Source organism: Pseudomonas sp. SJZ103, from assembly GCF_007828335.1.
GTDB lineage: Bacteria > Pseudomonadota > Gammaproteobacteria > Pseudomonadales > Pseudomonadaceae > Aquipseudomonas.
The window spans coordinates 42,663-60,843 of the sequence record NZ_VIUN01000012.1; the positions used below are offsets into that span (position 1 = coordinate 42,663).

At 62.5% G+C, this 18,181-nt stretch carries 18 protein-coding genes; 6 read left to right on the forward strand and 12 right to left on the reverse strand.

Going from position 1 to position 18,181, the window contains the following annotated elements; genetic code table 11:
• Positions 1-51: 51 nt before the first annotated feature.
• Together FBY10_RS22785 and FBY10_RS22790 are read right to left on the reverse strand one after the other, a co-directional pair.
• On the reverse strand, positions 52-1,464 hold the full coding sequence (locus FBY10_RS22785) for a PLP-dependent aminotransferase family protein (RefSeq protein WP_145337994.1): 1,413 nt from the start codon (positions 1,462-1,464) through the stop codon (positions 52-54).
• Positions 1,465-1,667: 203 nt separating this feature from the next.
• A complete protein-coding gene (locus FBY10_RS22790; RefSeq protein ID WP_131699441.1) occupies positions 1,668-2,429 on the reverse strand; it encodes an SDR family oxidoreductase in 762 nt (253 codons plus the stop codon).
• A 228-nt stretch (positions 2,430-2,657) separates the two neighbouring features.
• Between FBY10_RS22790 and FBY10_RS22795 the strand changes: the two genes are divergently transcribed.
• Complete coding sequence (locus FBY10_RS22795; protein ID WP_145337996.1) at positions 2,658-3,665, forward strand: NADP-dependent oxidoreductase; 1,008 nt, start codon at positions 2,658-2,660, stop codon at positions 3,663-3,665.
• A 47-nt stretch (positions 3,666-3,712) separates the two neighbouring features.
• Here the strand turns inward: FBY10_RS22795 and pyrF are convergent, their stop codons facing one another.
• The gene (pyrF, locus tag FBY10_RS22800) at positions 3,713-4,411 is read right to left on the reverse strand and encodes an orotidine-5'-phosphate decarboxylase (protein ID WP_131699443.1); all 699 of its coding nucleotides are present in this window, start codon (positions 4,409-4,411) and stop codon (positions 3,713-3,715) included.
• 208 nt (positions 4,412-4,619) lie between these two features.
• Here pyrF and FBY10_RS22805 point away from each other — a divergent pair, with 208 nt between their 5' ends.
• Together FBY10_RS22805 and FBY10_RS22810 are read left to right on the forward strand one after the other, a co-directional pair.
• Entirely contained in the window at positions 4,620-5,435 is an 816-nt protein-coding gene (locus FBY10_RS22805; RefSeq protein WP_131699444.1) for a response regulator, read from the forward strand.
• Positions 5,435-6,472, forward strand: coding sequence for a cell wall metabolism sensor histidine kinase WalK (locus tag FBY10_RS22810; protein ID WP_145337998.1), 1,038 nt, complete (start codon positions 5,435-5,437; stop codon positions 6,470-6,472). Before FBY10_RS22805 ends, FBY10_RS22810 begins: the two co-directional genes overlap by 1 nt.
• Here FBY10_RS22810 and FBY10_RS22815 read toward each other — a convergent pair.
• From FBY10_RS22815 to FBY10_RS22855, 9 genes are all read right to left on the reverse strand, one after another.
• Positions 6,469-7,530: an AI-2E family transporter gene (locus FBY10_RS22815; RefSeq protein ID WP_131699446.1), complete on the reverse strand. Its 1,062-nt coding sequence runs from the start codon at positions 7,528-7,530 to the stop codon at positions 6,469-6,471. The two genes, FBY10_RS22810 and FBY10_RS22815, sit on opposite strands and share 4 nt — an antisense overlap.
• Before the next feature lie 71 nt (positions 7,531-7,601).
• A complete protein-coding gene (locus tag FBY10_RS22820) occupies positions 7,602-8,420 on the reverse strand; it encodes a DUF4892 domain-containing protein (RefSeq protein WP_131699447.1) in 819 nt (272 codons plus the stop codon).
• Between the two features lie 102 nt (positions 8,421-8,522).
• Positions 8,523-9,377: an alpha/beta hydrolase gene (locus FBY10_RS22825; RefSeq protein ID WP_145337999.1), complete on the reverse strand. Its 855-nt coding sequence runs from the start codon at positions 9,375-9,377 to the stop codon at positions 8,523-8,525.
• A complete protein-coding gene (locus tag FBY10_RS22830; RefSeq protein ID WP_131699449.1) occupies positions 9,374-10,177 on the reverse strand; it encodes an alpha/beta fold hydrolase in 804 nt (267 codons plus the stop codon). Before FBY10_RS22830 ends, FBY10_RS22825 begins: the two co-directional genes overlap by 4 nt.
• A 97-nt stretch (positions 10,178-10,274) precedes the next feature.
• The gene (locus FBY10_RS22835) at positions 10,275-10,718 is read right to left on the reverse strand and encodes a hotdog fold thioesterase (RefSeq protein ID WP_027607077.1); all 444 of its coding nucleotides are present in this window, start codon (positions 10,716-10,718) and stop codon (positions 10,275-10,277) included.
• 30 nt (positions 10,719-10,748) lie between these two features.
• Complete coding sequence (locus FBY10_RS22840) at positions 10,749-10,940, reverse strand: hypothetical protein (RefSeq protein ID WP_131699450.1); 192 nt, start codon at positions 10,938-10,940, stop codon at positions 10,749-10,751.
• 31 nt (positions 10,941-10,971) lie between these two features.
• Positions 10,972-11,421 carry a phosphohistidine phosphatase SixA gene (gene sixA, locus FBY10_RS22845; protein WP_145338001.1) on the reverse strand — a complete coding sequence of 150 codons (450 nt, stop codon included), beginning with the start codon at positions 11,419-11,421 and terminating at the stop codon, positions 10,972-10,974.
• Positions 11,418-11,765 carry a DUF4389 domain-containing protein gene (locus FBY10_RS22850; RefSeq protein ID WP_131699452.1) on the reverse strand — a complete coding sequence of 116 codons (348 nt, stop codon included), beginning with the start codon at positions 11,763-11,765 and terminating at the stop codon, positions 11,418-11,420. The genes sixA and FBY10_RS22850 overlap by 4 nt, the downstream gene beginning before the upstream one ends.
• Positions 11,766-11,775: 10 nt before the next feature.
• Positions 11,776-12,801 carry an NAD(P)H-dependent glycerol-3-phosphate dehydrogenase gene (locus FBY10_RS22855; RefSeq protein WP_145338003.1) on the reverse strand — a complete coding sequence of 342 codons (1,026 nt, stop codon included), beginning with the start codon at positions 12,799-12,801 and terminating at the stop codon, positions 11,776-11,778.
• A 195-nt stretch (positions 12,802-12,996) separates the two neighbouring features.
• Here FBY10_RS22855 and FBY10_RS22860 point away from each other — a divergent pair, with 195 nt between their 5' ends.
• From FBY10_RS22860 to FBY10_RS22870, 3 genes are read left to right on the forward strand one after another with little or no spacing between them, the layout of a single operon-like run.
• Positions 12,997-15,117, forward strand: coding sequence for a TonB-dependent receptor plug domain-containing protein (locus FBY10_RS22860; protein ID WP_371920993.1), 2,121 nt, complete (start codon positions 12,997-12,999; stop codon positions 15,115-15,117).
• Between the two features lies 1 nt (position 15,118).
• On the forward strand, positions 15,119-16,048 hold the full coding sequence (locus FBY10_RS22865) for an ABC transporter substrate-binding protein (protein ID WP_131699455.1): 930 nt from the start codon (positions 15,119-15,121) through the stop codon (positions 16,046-16,048).
• Entirely contained in the window at positions 16,045-17,946 is a 1,902-nt protein-coding gene (locus FBY10_RS22870; protein WP_145338007.1) for an ATP-binding protein, read from the forward strand. Before FBY10_RS22865 ends, FBY10_RS22870 begins: the two co-directional genes overlap by 4 nt.
• Positions 17,947-18,181 lie beyond the last annotated feature (235 nt).

The following is an 18,181-nucleotide window of genomic DNA, read 5'->3' on the forward strand; positions in this document are numbered from 1 at the left end:
AACCAAAAGGCACCGAGCACAAGGCACTGGCGCCACAATAATGGCAAAAAGCTACACGCTCGTCGTTTTCAGAATGGTCGAGGTCGATCTGGCGGGCCCCATCGCACGGAACAACGCCAAGGCACGTTGATCAGTAGCATAGGCGACATTGAGGCGTAGCCACTCACTGTGACTGCCGGTTGGACTGAACAACGCCCCAGGCGACAACAACACCCCCAACTTCCGGGCGCACGCCTGCAACCGCGAAGGCTGCGCCGTCCCCGGGCGTGCCCACAGGAACATACCGCCGGTGGGTACGTCGAACACCTCCCACTCTTCGTCCTCCAGCACTTGCAGGGTCACGGCCATTTCACCACTCAACCGCTTGCGCAGGCGCTGCACCCACTTACGATACGTACCATTGGCCAGCAACGTGGCGACCACCGCTTCAGCAAACCGGGAGGTGCCGAAACCGGTCAAGGTCTTGAGGCTGGCCAGTTGCGTGATGATTGCGCTACTGGCGCAGAGGTAGCCCACACGCAAGGCGCTGCTCAGGGTCTTGGAAAAACTCGCGACGTAGATCACCCGATCATCATGGGGCAATGCCGAAAGCCGCGTGCAACCGGCATGTTGCAGGTCGCCGTAGACGTCTTCCTCAATGATCAGGAAGTTTTCGCGGTGCGCCAGTTCCAGCAAACGCTCGGCCACCACCCGGCACAGGCTGGTGCCGGTGGGATTGTGATAAAGGCTGTGGATGAACAGGCACTTGGGATGATGGCGCTGTAGCAGCGCTTCAAGCGCCGGGAGGTCGGGGCCGCCTCGGGTACGCGGTACTTCCAGCAGTTGCACGCCCTGGAACGCCAGTTGCCGATAGAGGTTGGCATACCCGGGGGTTTCGACCACCACGCTGTCGCCGGCCTTGAGTAGTGTACGTATCAGCAGGTCCAGGGCATGGCTGGCACCTGCGGTGGTAAGAATACGGTCCAGGCTGGTGGCGATGTGAATCTGAGTCAGGCGCTTGAGCAGTTGCTCGCGCAGCGCGGGCAACCCCAGAGAGGTGCTGTAGTTGAACAGGCCGGCGGTGTCGGTGCGGGTGACTTCACGAATCGCGTAACTGATGTCATCGCTTTCGCGCCAGGCATCGGGCAACCAGCCGCAGCCCAGTTTCAACTCTCCCAACGGATTGTCGGCAAAGGCGCCCCACTCGCGCTCCGCCCCCTCATACCAATTACCTTCGTGGCAGACCGCCGGCTGGGCCACCACAAATCCCGAGCCCTGCCGGGGCGCCAGCACCCCTTGGGCGACCATCCTTTCGAATGCTTCGATCACGCTGGATTGGCTGAGCAGATTATCCAGGGCCAACTGGCGGACGGACGGCAAGCGCGTTCCGGGGCTCACCCCGTCCTTGCGAATCCATTGCGCCACTGCACTGACGATTTGCTGCACGACCGGTACAAGGGCTTGTCGATCGATCCCTAAATCCATGAGCCACTCACTTCAACTGTCTGTTATCAACCCGGAGAGTTAAGCACAGAAGCAGCGAATTACCGGCCGCATAATTTTATTAAAGTATTGATTTTATTGACTTATTTACCTAATGACACATATTCGGTCACGGCGTTTTGCCAGCTTTGGAAAAGCCCCACGCCCCCCCCAGACGTTTTCGAACAAGGGGGCGGCCAAAGGTCCTAGATAGCCGTCGCGCCACCGTCCACGGCCAAGGCGTGGCCGGTGGTGAACGCCGCTGCGTCGCTGCACAGGTACAGCACTGCGCTGGCGATTTCCTCCACCTTGCCGATACGCCCGACCGGGTGCATGGCGGCGGCGAATTCCGCCTTGCGGGGGTCGGCTTCATAGGCGCGCCGGAACATATCGGTATCGATCACCGCCGGGCAGACGGCATTGACGCGGATTTTCTTCTTCGCGTACTCGATGGCTGCGGACTTGGTCAGGCCGATCACCGCGTGCTTGGAGGCCGCATAGATACTCATCTTCGGCGCCGCGCCCAACCCCGCCACCGACGCGGTGTTGACGATGGCCCCACCGCCCTGGGCCAGCAGCAGCGGCAACTGGTACTTCATGCACAACCACACCCCCTTGACATTGACGCCCATGATCGCGTCGAACTCATCCAGGCTGCCGTCCGCCAGCTTGCCCTTCTCGATCTCGATGCCAGCGTTATTGAAGGCATAGTCCAGGCGACCATAGGCACTGATGGTCTTTGCCATCAACTGCTGCACCTCCGCCTCCTGGGTGACGTTACAGCGCACGAACAGCGCCTCGCCACCGGCCTGGTGGATCAGCCCGACCGTACCCTCACCGCCTGCGACGTCGAGATCGGCGACCACGACCTTCAAACCTTCGGCGGCGAACGCCAGCGCAGTGGCGCGACCAATACCGGCGGCTGCGCCGGTCACCAGGGCGACCTGACCGGAAAACGTCATGCTCATGGAAGATGTCCTATTGGGATTAATGGCTGTGGCGCGAGTCTAGCCACCGCCGAGACGGACACGTCAGCACTATCAGAAGGCCGGTTAGCGCCGTATGAGTCATAGTGATAAGGCAACCGGGTTCGCTATCAATGGCACCTATCGATGAGCATTCGCGCCCTCGGCTGACCTTGCCCCGGGGCCGTTCAAGGTCTATCAATCATGCTTCACTTCTAAAGAGTCCTTGCCATGACCGCCCAGACCAACCGCCAATTCCTGCTCGCCAAACGCCCGGTCGGCGCGGCCACGCGGGAAACCTTCACTTACCAGGTAGTGCCGGTGGGCACGCCCGAGGACGGGCAGGTGCTGGTGCACAACGAATACCTGTCCCTCGACCCAGCCATGCGTGGCTGGATGAATGAAGGCAAATCCTACATTCCGCCAGTAGGCCTCGGCGAGGTAATGCGCGCACTGGGTGTGGGCAAGGTGATTGCCTCGAACAACCCGAAATTCGCAGTCGGGGACTACGTGAATGGCGCCCTGGGCGTGCAGGATTACTACCTGGGCGAACCGCGCGGCTTCTACAAGGTCGACCCCAAGCTGGCACCCCTGCCCCGCTACCTTTCTGCACTGGGCATGACCGGCATGACCGCCTACTTCGCGCTGCTGGACACCGGCGCGCCCAAGGCCGGTGAAACCGTGGTGATCTCCGGCGCGGCCGGTGCCGTGGGCAGCATTGCCGGGCAGATCGCCAAGCTCAAAGGCTGCCGCGTGGTCGGCATTGCCGGCGGTGCCGACAAGTGCAAGTTCCTGGTGGATGAACTGGGCTTCGACGCCGCCATCGACTACAAGAACGAAGACGTGCCCGCCGCCCTCAAGCGCGAGTGCCCTAAAGGCGTGGATGTGTATTTCGATAACGTCGGCGGCGACATTCTTGACGCGGTGCTCAGCCGGCTGGCGTTGAAAGCCCGCGTGGTGATTTGCGGGGCCATCAGCCAGTACAACAACAAGGAAGCCGTGAAAGGCCCGGCCAACTACCTCTCATTGCTGGTCAACCGCGCACGAATGGAAGGCTTTGTGGTGATGGATCACGCGGCGAACTTTGCCGCCGCCGGGCAGGAAATGGCCGGCTGGATGGCCCAGGGCAAGCTCAAGAGCAAGGAGGATATTGTCGAGGGGCTGGAGACGTTCCCGGAGACACTGATGAAGCTGTTCAACGGCGAGAACTTTGGGAAATTGGTGCTCAAGGTCAGCTGATACACGGCAGATCCGCTCGTTCCCACACGCGTGGGAACGAGCATCGATCAGGCGATCTCGGCGACTACCGCTGCCAACGCCTTGGCCGGATCCGCCGCCTGGCTGATCGGACGGCCGATCACCAGGTAGTCGGAGCCCGCGTCCAGTGCCTGGCGCGGGGTCAGGATGCGGCGCTGGTCGTCCTGGGCGCTGCCCGCCGGGCGAATCCCCGGAGTGACCAATTGCAACGACGGATGGGCGGTCTTCAAGGCCTGTGCTTCCAGCGCCGAGCACACCAGGCCATCAAGGCCGGCTTTCTGCGCCAGGGCTGCCAGGCGCAGCACCTGTTCCTGAGGCTCGATGTCCAGGCCCACGCCCGCCAGGTCTTCGCGCTCCATGCTGGTCAGCACGGTCACGCCGATCAGCAAGGGCTTGGGGCCGCTGCGCTGTTCCAGCACTTCGCGGCAGGCGGTCATCATGCGCAGGCCGCCGGAGCAGTGCACGTTGACCATCCACACGCCCATCTCGGCCGCAGCCTTGACCGCCATGGCGGTGGTGTTGGGGATGTCGTGGAATTTCAGGTCGAGGAACACCTCGAAGCCTTTGTCACGCAGGGTGCCGACAATTTCAGCGGCACAGCTGGTGAACAGTTCCTTGCCGACCTTGACCCGGCAAAGCTTGGGGTCCAACTGGTCAGCCAGCTTCAGTGCGGCGTCACGGGTGGGGTAATCCAGGGCGACGATGATAGGAGTCTGGCAGACGGACATTGGAATGGGCTCTCAGGCAAGTCGAAATCGGCGCGGATTGTAGCGCAAGCAGCGCCGTTGCGGGATCCGATGATCGGTAAATACTGACCGACCGCCATCAGGCGGGCATTTCGGGTAATTATTTCAAGGCTGATACATTCACGACATGCCCACAACACGCCCCGTCGCTAGTCTCGCCCGCACGACTCAACGACCAGCACTACCAGCCATGGGGCTGGGCGCCTATGCTGACCGCAATAACCAGGCAGATGATCGCACTATGCATACCCCTTCCGTCCCTGTGAACGAAGAGCAAAAAGGCGCAGTGATCGCCGATGACAAGCGCTGGAATACCCGCGCACTGATCGTCGACGACGATGTGCCGATCCGCGAGTTGCTGATCGACTACCTGGCACGCTTCAATATTCTCGCCACCGGTGTGACCGACGGCGCCGCAATGCGCCTGGCCATGCAAGCCGAAACCTATGATGTGGTGGTACTCGACCTGATGCTGCCGGGCGAAGACGGCCTGACGCTGTGCCGCTGGCTGCGCGCCGAATCGGACATCCCGATCCTGATGCTCACCGCCCGCTGCGAGCCCACCGACCGCATCATCGGCCTGGAACTGGGGGCCGACGACTACATGTCCAAGCCCTTCGAACCGCGTGAACTGGTAGCCCGCATCCAGACCATCCTGCGCCGGGTACGCGATGACCGCACCGAACAGCGCGCGAATATCCGCTTCGACAACTGGCGCCTCAACAGCGTGTTGCGTCAATTGGTGGCCGACGATGGCTTGGTGGTGCCGCTGTCCAACGCTGAATTCCGCCTGTTGTGGGTGTTTATCGAACGCCCGCGCCGAGTGCTGAGCCGTGAGCAGCTGCTCGATGCCGCCCGTGGCCGCTCCATTGAAGCCTTTGATCGCAGTATCGACTTGCTGGTGTCACGCCTGCGGCAAAAACTCGGGGATGACCCCAAGGCACCGCAGTTGATCAAGACCGTGCGCGGCGAAGGCTACCTGTTCGACGCCCGGGATATTGGCTGATGCGCGCCCCCTTCAATACGCTGTTCGGTCGGCTGTTCGGCGTGTTGCTGGTGGCGATTGTGCTGGCCCATGCGCTGGCGTTCTTCTGGTTTCACCACTACGGCCAACCGCCCCCGCCCCCTCCTGAGCGATTTATCGAGCAGCCGGACGGGACCATGGCGCCGATGCGCGATAAGCACCCACGCCCCTGGTTTGGCGGCCCGGTGGTGCCCCTGACCTTTCAATTCGTCTCGTTGATTATCGCGGCCTGGTACGGTGCCAAACTGCTGAGCCGGCCAATACAGCGCCTGAGTGAAGCGGCGGAACGCTTGAGTCTGGACCTCGACAGCCCCCCCCTCGATGAATCCGGCCCGTGGGAAGCGCGGCAGGCCGCCTCGACCTTCAACCTGATGCAAAGGCGCATTCGCGAGCAGGTCAGCCAACGCGCGCGCATGCTCGGCGCCGTCTCCCATGACCTGCGCACCCCGCTGTCACGCCTCAAGCTGCGTCTGGAACAAGTTGAAGACATCCGGTTGCAGGGCCAGATGCGCCAGGACCTGAACGACATGATCGGCATGCTCGACGCCACCCTGAGCTACCTCCACGAACAGCGCACCAGTGAAACCCGGCATTGGCTGGATGTACAGGCGCTGGTGGAGTCAATGAGTGAAAACGCCCAGGACCAGGGTTCCGATGTGCAATGTTCGGGCACTTGCGTGCCCTTGCTGGTGCAACCGATGGCCTTGCGTTCATGCCTCAACAACCTGATCGACAATGCCTTGCGTTATGCCGGCACAGCCCGCGTGGAGTTGAGGGACAGCCGTGAGGCGCTGATCATCCGCGTGATAGACCACGGGCCGGGGATTGCGGCAGATATGCGCGAGGCGGTATTCGAGCCGTTCTATCGTCTGGAAGGTTCCCGTAACCGCAATTCCGGCGGCGTCGGCCTGGGCATGACCATTTCCAAGGAAGCCGCGGAGCGCCTGGGCGGCCGCCTGAGCCTGGAAGAGACGCCAGGCGGCGGCTTGACCGCAGTGATGTGGTTACCCAGGACTTAAAGAGGCTTGTCTTCGCGCCGAACCTGGGCCTGGGTTGCGCTCCAATCCATCAGCAGGCTGTAGGCCACGGCCAGCAGGGTCGGACCGATAAACAGGCCGATAAAGCCAAAGGCGATCAACCCGCCAAACACCCCAAGCAACACGATCACCAGCGGCAAATTGCCGCCACGGCTGATCAGGTAGGGCTTGAGCACGTTGTCCACGCCGCTGATGATGAACGTACCCCACACGCCAAGGAACACCGCGTAGGTGTAATCGCCTTTCCACGCCAGCCAGGCCGTGGCCGGGATCCACACCAGCGGCGGGCCCATCGGGATCAGGCTGAGCAGGAACGTCACGATCCCCAGCACCAGCGCGCCCGGTACGCCGGCGATCAGGAAGCCAATCAGTGCCAGCAGGGCCTGGGCGGCAGCAGTGCCGATCACGCCGTTGACCACCCGTTGCACGGTGCCCGCCACCAGTTCGATGTAGTAACCGGCGCGATCACCGATCAGACGCTCCAGCAGGCGATGGACGAACATCGCCAAACGTGGGCCATCACGATAGAAGAAAAACACGAACACCAGGCTCAGGGTCAGCTCGAGGATGCCGCCACCGATCTGCGCGCTGCGCGCCAGCAACCAGTTACCGACCTGCCCAAGGTAGGGCTTGATGCTGACCATCAACGCCGCGCCTTGCTGATCGATAGTGTCCCAGGTCGCCACCAGCCGCTCGCCGATAAATGGGATCGAGCCCAGCCAGGTGGGCGCCTCGGGCAAGCCATCAACCTGAATATCCTTGATCAGCGCGACGGCATCGCGCACATGGTCCGCCAGGTTGAACCCCAGCCACACCAGGGGCACTGCCACCAGCAACATCCAGCCCAAGGTCAGGATGCCGGCGGCCAGGGATTCACGGCCGCCCAGCCAGCGGGTCAACAGCACCATCAACGGCCAACTGGCGAACGCCAGCACTGCGCCCCAGAACAGCGCCGACCAGAACGGCGCCATCACCCAGAAGCTGGCACCAAACAGCACCAGCAGCAGGATTTGCACCAGCAGGCGATCGTTATTGAGCATGGAGTATCTCTAGAAGAAGGCTGTAGGAGAGAGCTTAGGCAAACGGCACGGGTCCGTTCGCCCTGTTACGGTCAGCGTATCAGATGCAGATGCAGGCCTTTGGTTTCAGTGGTGCCGGTTTCCAGGCGTGCGGCACGCACGCCCTTGTCGACCAAGGCCTGGCGCCAGGCTTCGGCTTTCGGGCCGGTCAAACTGACGCGCAAGGTGGCATCGAGGTTCAATCCGCGGGAAATCAGGGTCAGCCAGGTGTCGTCAGGGTCGCCGCCCAGCGCGGGGAAGTCCAGCTCGCCGGTGCTTTTCAGCTCGCGCAACAAGGTGGCCGAGGTGGGCAACAAGTCGCCCAACGGTGCGCTCGAATCCAGCTGCTCCACATGCAGATAGGCGCGGCGGTTGCCCCGGGTGATGCCGTACATGGCCACCAGGGCGTTTTCCTGCGGGGCGGCCAGACGCAGCAGCAGGTATTCCTGCTGGCCATCGGCACCGACCAGCTTGGCATTACCGAAGACTTCGTTGGCCCACAGGCTGCTTTCCCCGCAGTCGCGGGCCTGGCACCAGAACAACAACTGCGCGCCGTTGGCCTGCAACGCTTCGCGCGTCGACGTAAATGCAGCACTGGAGGTGTGTTCGGCAGGCAGTTCATAGGTAATCGCTGTGGTTTGCCCACGGGCGGTGGCCTGGCTTTCGTAACGCAACTGGCCACTGATCTTGCGGATCGCCCCCATGGGGTAGATGCGTTCCTTTTCTTCAGCGGGGCGGTAATCGACGATCTGCGCGTCGACCTGACGGGCCACGGCAGGCAGGTCCTGGCTTCCCGGCACATCGGCGGCGAACACCAAAGGGCTGAAACAGCACAGTCCGAGGGCACGTATACATCCTTTACGCAGGCTCATCGGATCGGTGAGCCCTGGCCATCGGAGGTCGCAGCGGTGTTGAGTTGGTTCATGGTTGACTCCCTTTCAATCCGCCCAGCCTCGGCAGTTGACCGCCCCAAGTCAAGGCGCGGAGAAGAACCGATTGAAACAGTCTGCAACAAGGACTGCACCGGGCTCATCATTCAGGTGTAAATGATGGCCACCTGGCAACGTGGTTACCGTAAAGGGTAGCTGGGAAAGCAATTCGGGATGTTTCGCCAACATGCCATCGGCGGCGACCACCAACTGCGTAGGGCAACCCACGCGGCGCACGAAAGCCATCGCCTGCTCATCGGTCAGACGGATCGGCGAAGCCAGGGTCAGGCGACTGTCCGAGCGCCAGGTATAGCCGCCCGGCACCGGCATCAAACCACGTTGGGCCAGCAGTTCTGCGGCTTCACGGCTCACGGCAACCAAACCTTTCATACGCGCCTCAACCGCCCGGTCCAAGGTGGTGTAGACCGGTTTGCGCTTATCCTGCAGGTTCAATTGGGCCTGCAAGGCCATGCCCAAGCGCTCGGCTGCGTTCTCACCGCTGGCAGTGGGCGGGATCACGCCGTCAATTAAACCCAGGTGCGTCACCCGTTCCGGCAAAGCGCCGGCCAGCACCAGGGAAACGATGGCGCCGAGGGAGTGGCCAAGTAATGCAAAACGTTTCCAGCCCAGTTGCTCGGCGACGTGCAGCACGTCGTGGACGTAATCCCACAAGGTATAACCGGCACCTGCAGGACGATGCGCCGAATGCCCATGGCCGGCCATGTCCAGCGCCACGATACGCAAACCCGCAAGCTTCGGCGCCAGGCGTGCAAAGCTGTTGGCATTGTCCAGCCAGCCATGCAGGGCGATCACCGGCAAACCGTCCTCGGGGCCAAACAGATGGGCCGCCAACTCGATGTGCGGCAGGCTCAGGCGCACTTCTTCGACCGGCGTACTCATGCGCAACTGCGCTCGCGGGCTTGCCAGCGGGCGAACAGGGTCTTGATCAAGGTCGCGGTGTCCTGAGGGCGTTCGAGGGGAAACATATGACCGCCGGGCATAGTGAGCATTTCGCCCATGGGCAGACGGTCGACACCGCTGGCGTGGTGACGCATCACCACACGACTCTGTCGACCGCGCACCACCGCCAGCGGCACTTTCAATTGGCGCACCTGGCCGGGGCTGGTGTGAGGCACGCCCCGGTAGATGCTGATTTCGGTCGCCGGGTCGAAGCGCAGGCGCAGGCGATCACCCGCCTGGTACAGGCCGTGTTGCAGGTAGGCGTCGAAGCATTCCGGGTCGAAGCCTCGGAATAGGGTCTTGCCGGCGAAGTAGCTGCGCGCGGCGTCCAGGTCGCTGAACTCTTCACGACGGCCCAGGGTGCGTCCGGCCGGCGTGAGTCGGTCGATAAAACCGAAGCGCTTGGCGGCGCGGATCACCCAGCGGTCGGCGCGGGTCAATACCGGCGAATCGAGCATCACCACCCCACGATACAGCTGCGGGCAGCGCATGGCCGCGTGCAAATGCAGCACGCCACCCAGGGAGTGGCCCACACCCCACACAGGCTCCGGTTGCTGTTCCAGATGATGGATCAACTCGTCCACCAGGTTCTGCCAGTTATCGTCCACTGGAAACCTGGGGTCGTGACCGTGCTGCGGCAAGTGAGCTACCGCATACTCCGGGGCAAGGGCGGCAAACAGCTTGCCGTAGGTGGCCGAGGGGAAGCCATTGGCGTGGGCAAAAAACACGTGCTGCGACATAGCGGATCCATCTGCAAAAACCGAGATTGATTGTCACCAGCCTCAAGCCCCACAGCAATGACTGTAACCGCCAGGAATGATGACACTCACGCCACACCTATCGCGCCGGAGGGGTTTCGCCCAAAGGCACCACGGCCATGGTCAGCCGTGAAACACAGTTGCACTTGCCGTCATCGGTGGTCAGGCGGATGTCCCAGACCTGGGTGGTGCGGCCGATATGGATCGCCTTGGCCACCGCCGTCACCCGCCCGCTGCGCACACCGCGCAGGTGGTTGGCGTTGACCTCCAGGCCCACGCAATAGAACTTGCTCGGGTCGATGCACAAGTAAGCCGCCACGGAGCCGACGCTCTCGGCCAGTACCACTGACGCGCCGCCATGCAGCAGGCCGTAGGGCTGGTGAGTGCGGTGGTCGACCACCATGCTGGCGGTGAGGGATTCGTCGTCGAAGCTTTCAAAACGGATGTCCAGCAGTTCACCGATGGTGTTTTTCTGGCCGGCATTGAGTTGCTCGATATTCGGTTGGGTGCGCCACAAGCTCATGGAATTGTCCTTATTGGTTTTATTACGGCCCTAATCCTGCCACACAACTGCCTCGCTGCGCTCGCTCCACGCCTGAAACTGAGCACCGTTGTGCGGTGCAGCGGGCGTGGTGAGGGTCTGCACCTCAGCTGCGCCGACGGGCTGCACCAGAAAGGTTTGGCGCGGGTGCCGCGCTTCACGTTCGAAGAACACCTGTAACGGCAAACGAAAAGCGGCGGGCATGGGACGCGCGCCTTTGTGGCCCGACGATAGCCTACGGATTCTTCACGCTGACCAGGCTCATCAGTCCCGCCAGCGGGAAGTCGCCCTCCAGTTCCGCCAGGCTGGCGGTGTACATCGGCTGCGGCTGGCGCTGATGGCCATGCTGCAAAAAGCTGATCAAGCTGCCGACCAGGGGCTGATGGCTGACCAGCAGCACATTGTCATCGCTGTCGAGCTTGTTCAGAACCTCCAGCGGATTGCCCTCCGGCGCGAGCCAAGGCACCGTGCGGATGTCCGGCTCAAAACCCAGCGAGTCCCGCACCAACTGTGCAGTTTGCTGCGCCCGTACGTACGGGCTGGCAATGATCGCGCTGAGCGGCTGGCCGATCAGGTGCGCAGCACTGCGCAACACCTCGGCGCGGCCATGCTCGGTGAGGTTGCGCTCGGCATCCGTGCGGGCATGCCCCTCGGCCTCACCGTGACGCAAGACCCACACCTTCATAGCTTCGGTTCCTCATCACGCGCTGGATGCGGCGCCGGCGGCACGCTGTGGGCGGCTTCGCCCTCGGGAGCGCGCGGGGTTGGCCAGTCGGCGAACGGCCAGGGCTTCTGTTCAGTGTGGAAGCTGCCAAAGCGGCCGATCTGGGCAAGAAACTGGCTGAGGCTGTCGCCGAAGTTCATCAGGCCCAGATTCGGCGCGCTGTAGACCAGACGGTAGATCAACTGCACCACCACCAATGCGCCTAGCAGGAACTGCGCCACCTGCCACACCAGGGCAAACACCAGCATCCACAGGATGCGCAGGAGGATGGACTCGTACTTGGGGGCTGCTTTCGGATCGTTCATGGCGCGTTCCTCAGTTGAAACCACTGGTGGAAATAAAGTCGACGTCGGTTTTGGGTTCGGCCCGCATCAGCAACTCGATGACCTGATTCAAGGTGCGCCCTTCAAACAGGATGGCGTGCAGCCCGGCGACCAGCGGCATATACACGCCGACTTCCTGGGCCTTGGCCTTGAGCACCTTGAGGGTGTTGACCCCTTCGGCCACTTCGCCCAGGCGCGTCACCGCGTCTTCCAGGCTCAGGCCCTGGCCCAGGGCGAACCCCACTTGGTAGTTGCGGCTTTTCGGCGACGAACAGGTGACGATCAAGTCGCCCACGCCGGCCAGGCCCAGGAAGGTCATGGGGTTGGCGCCCTGGTTTACCGCGAAGCGGGTCATTTCCGCCAGGGCACGGGTAATCAACATGCTCTTGGTGTTTTCGCCCATGCCCAGGGCCACCGCCATGCCGGCGATGATCGCGTAGACGTTTTTCAGCGCCCCGCCCAGTTCCACGCCAAAACGGTCGCCACTGGCGTATACGCGGAAGGTCCGGCCATGCAGCACCGCCTGGACACGCTCGCACAGTTCCTCATCCTCGCTGGCGATCACCGTGGCGGTCAGCGCGTGCTCGGCGACTTCCCGCGCCAGGTTCGGCCCGGACAGCACGCCAATGCGCGCCTGGGGGGCGATTTCTGCGAGGATTTCGCTCATCAGCTTGAAGGTCTGCGCCTCGATGCCCTTGGTCAGGCTGACCAACAGCTTGCCCGCCAGGCGCTCGGCATGGGGCGCCAGCACCGAGCGCAAGGCGCTGGAAGGCAGCGCAACGAAGCACAGGTCGCAGTCCGTCAGGGTGGCCAGCAAGTCGGTGACCGGCTCGACCGCCGGATGAATCTTGATGCCTTTAAGGTAACGCGGGTTTTCGCGGTGTACACGAATGGCCTCGGCCTGCTCGGGATCGCGCATCCACTGGCGCACCGCATGACCGTTCTCGGCCAGCAGGTTAGCCACGGCGGTACCAAAACTTCCGCCTCCCAGGACCGCAATAGGGCGCTGTTGAGTCATATGCAATCCGTTAATCCATACCAGTGGCGATGGCGGCATTATACGGGGCGACCCGCTTGCGGCCAGCCCCCGTATCAAATCGTGCGGCTATCGGGAAATGCCATGCCCGTGCGACGGAATTGCAAGGGCGACGACTGGCAAATAGCCTCACCTCAGTTAACATGGGCGGCTATCCGTCACTATCAAGGCCATGTCGTGTATTTGGGCCCTCCTTCCCGTTCATCTCTACTGCTTATGCTGTTGTGCAGTGCACCTGTGCTGGCTGACGACCTCTTCCTCGACAGCCAGCCGCTCCCACAGGTATTGACCGCCACGCGCCTCAAGCAATCGGCCGCCGCCGTGCCGGGCAGCATGACCGTGATCGACAGCGAGTTGATCAAGGCCAGCGGCGCAAGGGACATCAGCGAGCTGCTGCGCCTGGTGCCGGGGATGATGGTCGGTTACACCACCGGCAACCAGGCGGCGGTGAACTACCACGGCACCAGCGCCAGCGACGCGCGACGCATGCAGGTGTTGATCGACGGGCGTTCGGTGTACCGCGCCGGCCTGGCCACGGTGGACTGGAGCGACATTCCGGTGGCGATGGAAGACATCGAACGCATCGAGGTCTTCCGCGGCCCCAACACCGTCAGCTACGGGGCGAATGCCTTGATGGCGGTGGTCAATATCCTCACGCGCTCACCGGCCAACAGCCATGGCTCACGGGTGAAGGTGATTCGCGGTGAGCGCGGTATCAATGACTTTTATGCCAGCCAGGGCGTGGGCTGGGAAACCGGCGATCTGCGCCTGTCGCTGTCAGGGCAACAGGACGATGGCTTTGACAGCGATGCCGTTGGCGCCGACCGCCGAGACAGCCGTCGCCTCAACCGCTTCAGCCTGGCAGTGAGCCAGACCTTGAACGCGCAACAGAGTATCGACTGGCAACTGAATGCCAAGGAAGGCACCAACCAGCGCCCTTACACCTACGCCCCGGTATTCGCCGGGATTACCGAAGGCGGCGACAGTTCCGACGTCACGGCCAAGGACTACGCCGGTTCCCTGCGCTGGAACTTTGATTTCAACCCAGAGCACAGCCTGTATATCCAAGGCTCGGCCCAGCAATGGAACCGCCGGCAAATCTGGAAAGCCTGTGACGCCAAGGTCTCGTTCAGCCCCGAGCTGACCCAGTTGTGGCAGCTCAACCCCAACTACGCCGAACGGCTGGCCCGGCATATGGACACCTACAGCCAGGGCTCCGCGCCACCGGGCAGTGCTGCCGAACAAGCCTTGGCCAACCAGGTACTGGACCAGTGGCGCAACGGCGCCAACCAGAGCGTATGCGGCGACATCGACCAGAGCACCCGCGAAAGCCGCTACGACGTGGAAATTCAAGACACCCTCAGCCTGTCCGACAGCCTGCGCCTGGTCAGCGGCATGAACTACCGCTACGACCGCGCCGACTCCGACACCTACTTCAACGGCACCTTGGACGACACCACCTGGCGCCTGTTCGGCCAGTTGGAATGGCGCGCCAGTGAGCATTGGCTGCTGCAAGGCGGCGCCATGTTCGAAGACACGCACCTGAGCGGCCCTTCGCTGACGCCAAGGGTGGCAGTCAACTATTTGATCAACCCGCGCCACGGCTTGCGCGCGGTGTACTCGGAAGCCATCCGTTCGCCGGACATGTTCGAGAACAATGTCAACTGGAGCTACCGCGTTACCAACCTCAGCTCACCGGCCTATGGGCAGAGTTCCGGACAGTACTTCGTGAAGACGCGGGGCCCGGGCAATCTCGACAAAGAACTGATGCGCTCGCGGGAACTGGGCTACAACGGCTTCTTTGCCGACATCGGGCTGAACATGGACGTGAAGCTGTTCTACGACGAAATCACCGATATGATCAGCTCGCCGCTGCGCAATAACCAGTACATTGCCAGCAACGCCAACAGCTCACGGTTCACCGGCGCCGAGTCCCAGTTCGACTGGCGCGTGAGCAACGCCGACCGCCTGCGGCTGACTTACGCTTATGTCGACGCCACCACCAGCAACCCACTGGACAAAGCACAGACCGCGCGTAACAGTGGCTCGGCCGGCTGGTTGCGCGAATGGGGCCAAGGTTGGTCCAGCGCGCTGTTCTACTATGGCGACGACGCACTCAACCAATATCGTTTCGAACGGGTCGACCTGCGGGTGGCCAAGCGTATTGCCCTGGGCAAAGCCAACGTGGAGCTGGCCGGCATGTTGCAACAACGCCTCGATAACCAGCCCACTACCTGGGCCGACAACACTTACGACCATCGTCACGTACTCTACTTCAGCGCGGAGTTAGAGTTCTGACATGAGCGACTCGTCACGGATGACCTTCTTCCTTATCTATAAGCTGCGGCGACTTGCCGTGCTGCTGGCCGGCCTGTTGCTGTGCGCACCGGCGTGGAGCGCCGAGATCCTGCTGACCGCCGCCGAAGACGGTGCTGGGGTGCAGGCCTTTACCCAGGCGCTGGCCCAGCAACGCCCCGAAGACCGCGTCACCTTCACGTCCCTCGCCGACTTGCCAGCACCAAGCCACCTGCCCGCCGGCACGCGTCTGATCCTGCTCGACCTGCCCGGCCTCGACTGGCGCCTGCGGGATACCCAAGGGCCGCCGACGCTGGTACTGCGCATCAGCCGGCTACAAGCCCATCAGCGCCCGGAGGCCTCACGGCACGCGCGGGTCAGCCTGTTGTGGAGCGACCCACCGCTGGAGCGGCAGTTGCGCCTGATCACCAGCGTCATGCCCCAGGCACGGCGCATCGGCGTGCTCTACGGTGTCGACAGTGAATTCCTGCTGCCCGAACTGCGCCAGCATGCAGCGGCCCTGGAATTGGAGATCGTGCCGCAGCGCTGGGACAACACTAACGACAGTCGTCCGCTGCAAACCCTGTTCAGGAACAGCGACGTGCTGCTCGGCCTCGATGACCCGCAGCTGTACAACCCGAAGACCGCGAAGAACCTGCTGCTGAGCAGCTATGCCCAGCAATTGCCGCTGTTCGGGCCCAATGCAGGGTTTGTGCGCGCCGGCAGCCTCGCCAGCACCTACAGCGACCAGGACGATTGGCTGGCGGTACTCGATCGTTTGCTGGACCAGTCGCCGGCCGGTTGGCCACGCGCGCTGTACCCCGAACACTTCAAAGTCGTGGGCAACGCGCAGGTCGCACGCTCACTGGGCATCGAACAGGTGGACGAAACCAACGTCGCCGCCCGAATGGCCGAAGGAGAAAAACGCCCATGACCTTGCGTCGTCGTTGGGACATCAATACCCGCACCCAGCTCATCACCCTGGGCCCGGCGCTGTTGCTGACGTTGCTGTTGATCAGCTTCTTCACCTTCGTGCGTATCCAGGACCTGCGCCAGGAACTGGACCACACCGGCCAATTGATCGCCAACCAACTGGCACCGGCCACCGAATATGGGGTGATCTCGGGCAACAACGATGTGCTCGACAGCCTGCTGCGCGCCACGCTGGCCACGCCCCATGTGCGCTTCCTGGAGATTCAGGACAGCAGCGAAAATATCCTGGTGTACGTCGAGCAACCCTCGGAGAAGCACGACCGCGCGCTGTCGGTAAAAGTGTTCCAGGCGCCGATCCGCCTGCAGCATATCCAGCTGGGCAACGACTTTTTCCAGGACAACCTCAACGAACCCAAGGCCCCCCGCGCGGACTACCTGGGCCGGGTGATCGTCGGCATGTCCAATGACGCCTTCAGCCAGCGCCAGCAGGAGATCCTGTTCAAGGCCGGTATTCTCGCGCTGTTCGCCCTGCTGTTTACTTTCCTGCTCGCCCGGCGCCTGGCGGCGAGCCTGTCGCAACCGATCAGCGCCATGGGCAATGCGGTCAAGGCCATCCAACAGGGCGACTACAAGACGCAGTTGCCGATTGTGGATGACTCGGAGCTGGGCGACCTGTCGCGGCATATCAACAACCTCGCCGAAGGCCTCAACCAGGCCAGCCGCGAACAACAGCAGGCCATGGCCCAGTTGATCCAGACCCGCGAAGAGGCCGAACGGGCCAACAACGCCAAGTCAGACTTCCTGGCCATGATGAGCCACGAACTGCGTACGCCGATGAACGGCGTACTGGGCATGCTGCAACTGCTGGAAACCACCGAAATGACCGAGGAACAGACCGAGTACGCGGCGCTGGCCTCCGAATCCACCGAGCATTTGCTCAAGGTGATCAACGATATTCTCGACTTCTCGCGCATTGAACGCGCGGCCCTGGAGCTGGAACATATCCCCTTCAACCTGGCCGACCTGATCAACAGTTGCGCCCAGGCCTTCCAGCACAGCGCCCAGCAGCGCGGGCTGGCGCTCAAGCTGCCGATCCCGCCCGGCATGGACGCACTGCGGGTACAGGGCGATCCGACACGGATCCGCCAGGTACTGGTAAACCTGATCGGCAATGCCTTGAAGTTTACCGAACACGGCACCGTCAGCGTCGAGCCCCACTGGCAGGTGCTCGACCATGAGTTGGTGTGGTTCACCTGCACCGTGCGTGACAGCGGCATCGGGATTTCCGCCGAGCGCCTGGAATTGATGTTCGATGCGTTCCAGCAGGCCGACAGTTCCATTTCAAGACGTTACGGCGGTACCGGTCTCGGGTTGCCCATCGCCCGCACCCTCGCCGAACGCATGGGTGGCACCCTGCGCGCGCAGAGCGAGGAAGGCCGTGGCTCGGTGTTTACCCTGGAGATCCCCCTGGCCATCGACCAGCACAGCCAGCCGTCGATCGCCCTGGATGCCGAGGGCAAGCACAGCGCAGGCGAAGGTCGCCATGTGTTGCTGGTGGAGGACAACCCGGTCAATCGCACCGTGGTCGAAGCCATGCTGCGCAGCCTGGGCTTTGAAGTCAGCCTGGCCACCGATGGCGCCGAAGCGATCCGCAGTGCCGAGAGCCTGATTTTCACCGCGATCCTGATGGATTGTCGCTTGCCCTTGATCGACGGTTATGAAGCCACCCGGCAGATTCGCCAACTACCCGGCTGCGCCGATCTGCCGATCATCGCCCTGACGGCCAACGCCTTGCAGGGCGACCGGGAAGCGTGCCTTGCGGCCGGAATGAACGATTACCTGGCCAAGCCGTTCAAACGCACGGATTTGCAGCAAATCCTGCAGCGCTGGGTGCAATAGCGACGCGCCATCAGCCAACTGCGACTGGCGTGAAAGACGAAAGTGCGGCAGTCTTAGGCACCCGAACGGGCCCCTAAACAGGCTCGGTTTAAAATTTCAGTGAACAAGTGTACATTCAGTGCCTTGCCGCTGTGACTTTCACTACAACGCAATAGTCTATGTGTAGGCTGCCGACATGAGGCATGAACGCTTCATTCGGTTCGGGAAGATTTGCCCTACCCTGCCGCATGGGATT

What these genes read in the sequence shown, in the direction of transcription:
- FBY10_RS22815 (WP_131699446.1), bottom strand. Translation starts at nt 7,530, where the DNA reads ATGCTCAATAACGATCGCCTGCTGGTGCAAATCCTGCTGCTGGTGCTG.
- FBY10_RS22840 (WP_131699450.1), bottom strand. Translation starts at nt 10,940, where the DNA reads ATGCCCGCCGCTTTTCGTTTGCCGTTACAGGTGTTCTTCGAACGTGAA.
- FBY10_RS22805 (WP_131699444.1), top strand. Translation starts at nt 4,620, where the DNA reads ATGGGGCTGGGCGCCTATGCTGACCGCAATAACCAGGCAGATGATCGC.
- pyrF (WP_131699443.1), bottom strand. Translation starts at nt 4,411, where the DNA reads ATGTCCGTCTGCCAGACTCCTATCATCGTCGCCCTGGATTACCCCACC.
- FBY10_RS22810 (WP_145337998.1), top strand. Translation starts at nt 5,435, where the DNA reads ATGCGCGCCCCCTTCAATACGCTGTTCGGTCGGCTGTTCGGCGTGTTG.
- FBY10_RS22850 (WP_131699452.1), bottom strand. Translation starts at nt 11,765, where the DNA reads ATGAACGATCCGAAAGCAGCCCCCAAGTACGAGTCCATCCTCCTGCGC.
- FBY10_RS22870 (WP_145338007.1), top strand. Translation starts at nt 16,045, where the DNA reads ATGACCTTGCGTCGTCGTTGGGACATCAATACCCGCACCCAGCTCATC.
- FBY10_RS22790 (WP_131699441.1), bottom strand. Translation starts at nt 2,429, where the DNA reads ATGAGCATGACGTTTTCCGGTCAGGTCGCCCTGGTGACCGGCGCAGCC.
- FBY10_RS22785 (WP_145337994.1), bottom strand. Translation starts at nt 1,464, where the DNA reads ATGGATTTAGGGATCGATCGACAAGCCCTTGTACCGGTCGTGCAGCAA.
- FBY10_RS22820 (WP_131699447.1), bottom strand. Translation starts at nt 8,420, where the DNA reads ATGAGCCTGCGTAAAGGATGTATACGTGCCCTCGGACTGTGCTGTTTC.
- FBY10_RS22830 (WP_131699449.1), bottom strand. Translation starts at nt 10,177, where the DNA reads ATGTCGCAGCACGTGTTTTTTGCCCACGCCAATGGCTTCCCCTCGGCC.
- FBY10_RS22855 (WP_145338003.1), bottom strand. Translation starts at nt 12,801, where the DNA reads ATGACTCAACAGCGCCCTATTGCGGTCCTGGGAGGCGGAAGTTTTGGT.
- FBY10_RS22795 (WP_145337996.1), top strand. Translation starts at nt 2,658, where the DNA reads ATGACCGCCCAGACCAACCGCCAATTCCTGCTCGCCAAACGCCCGGTC.
- FBY10_RS22825 (WP_145337999.1), bottom strand. Translation starts at nt 9,377, where the DNA reads ATGAGTACGCCGGTCGAAGAAGTGCGCCTGAGCCTGCCGCACATCGAG.
- FBY10_RS22865 (WP_131699455.1), top strand. Translation starts at nt 15,119, where the DNA reads ATGAGCGACTCGTCACGGATGACCTTCTTCCTTATCTATAAGCTGCGG.
- FBY10_RS22835 (WP_027607077.1), bottom strand. Translation starts at nt 10,718, where the DNA reads ATGAGCTTGTGGCGCACCCAACCGAATATCGAGCAACTCAATGCCGGC.
- sixA (WP_145338001.1), bottom strand. Translation starts at nt 11,421, where the DNA reads ATGAAGGTGTGGGTCTTGCGTCACGGTGAGGCCGAGGGGCATGCCCGC.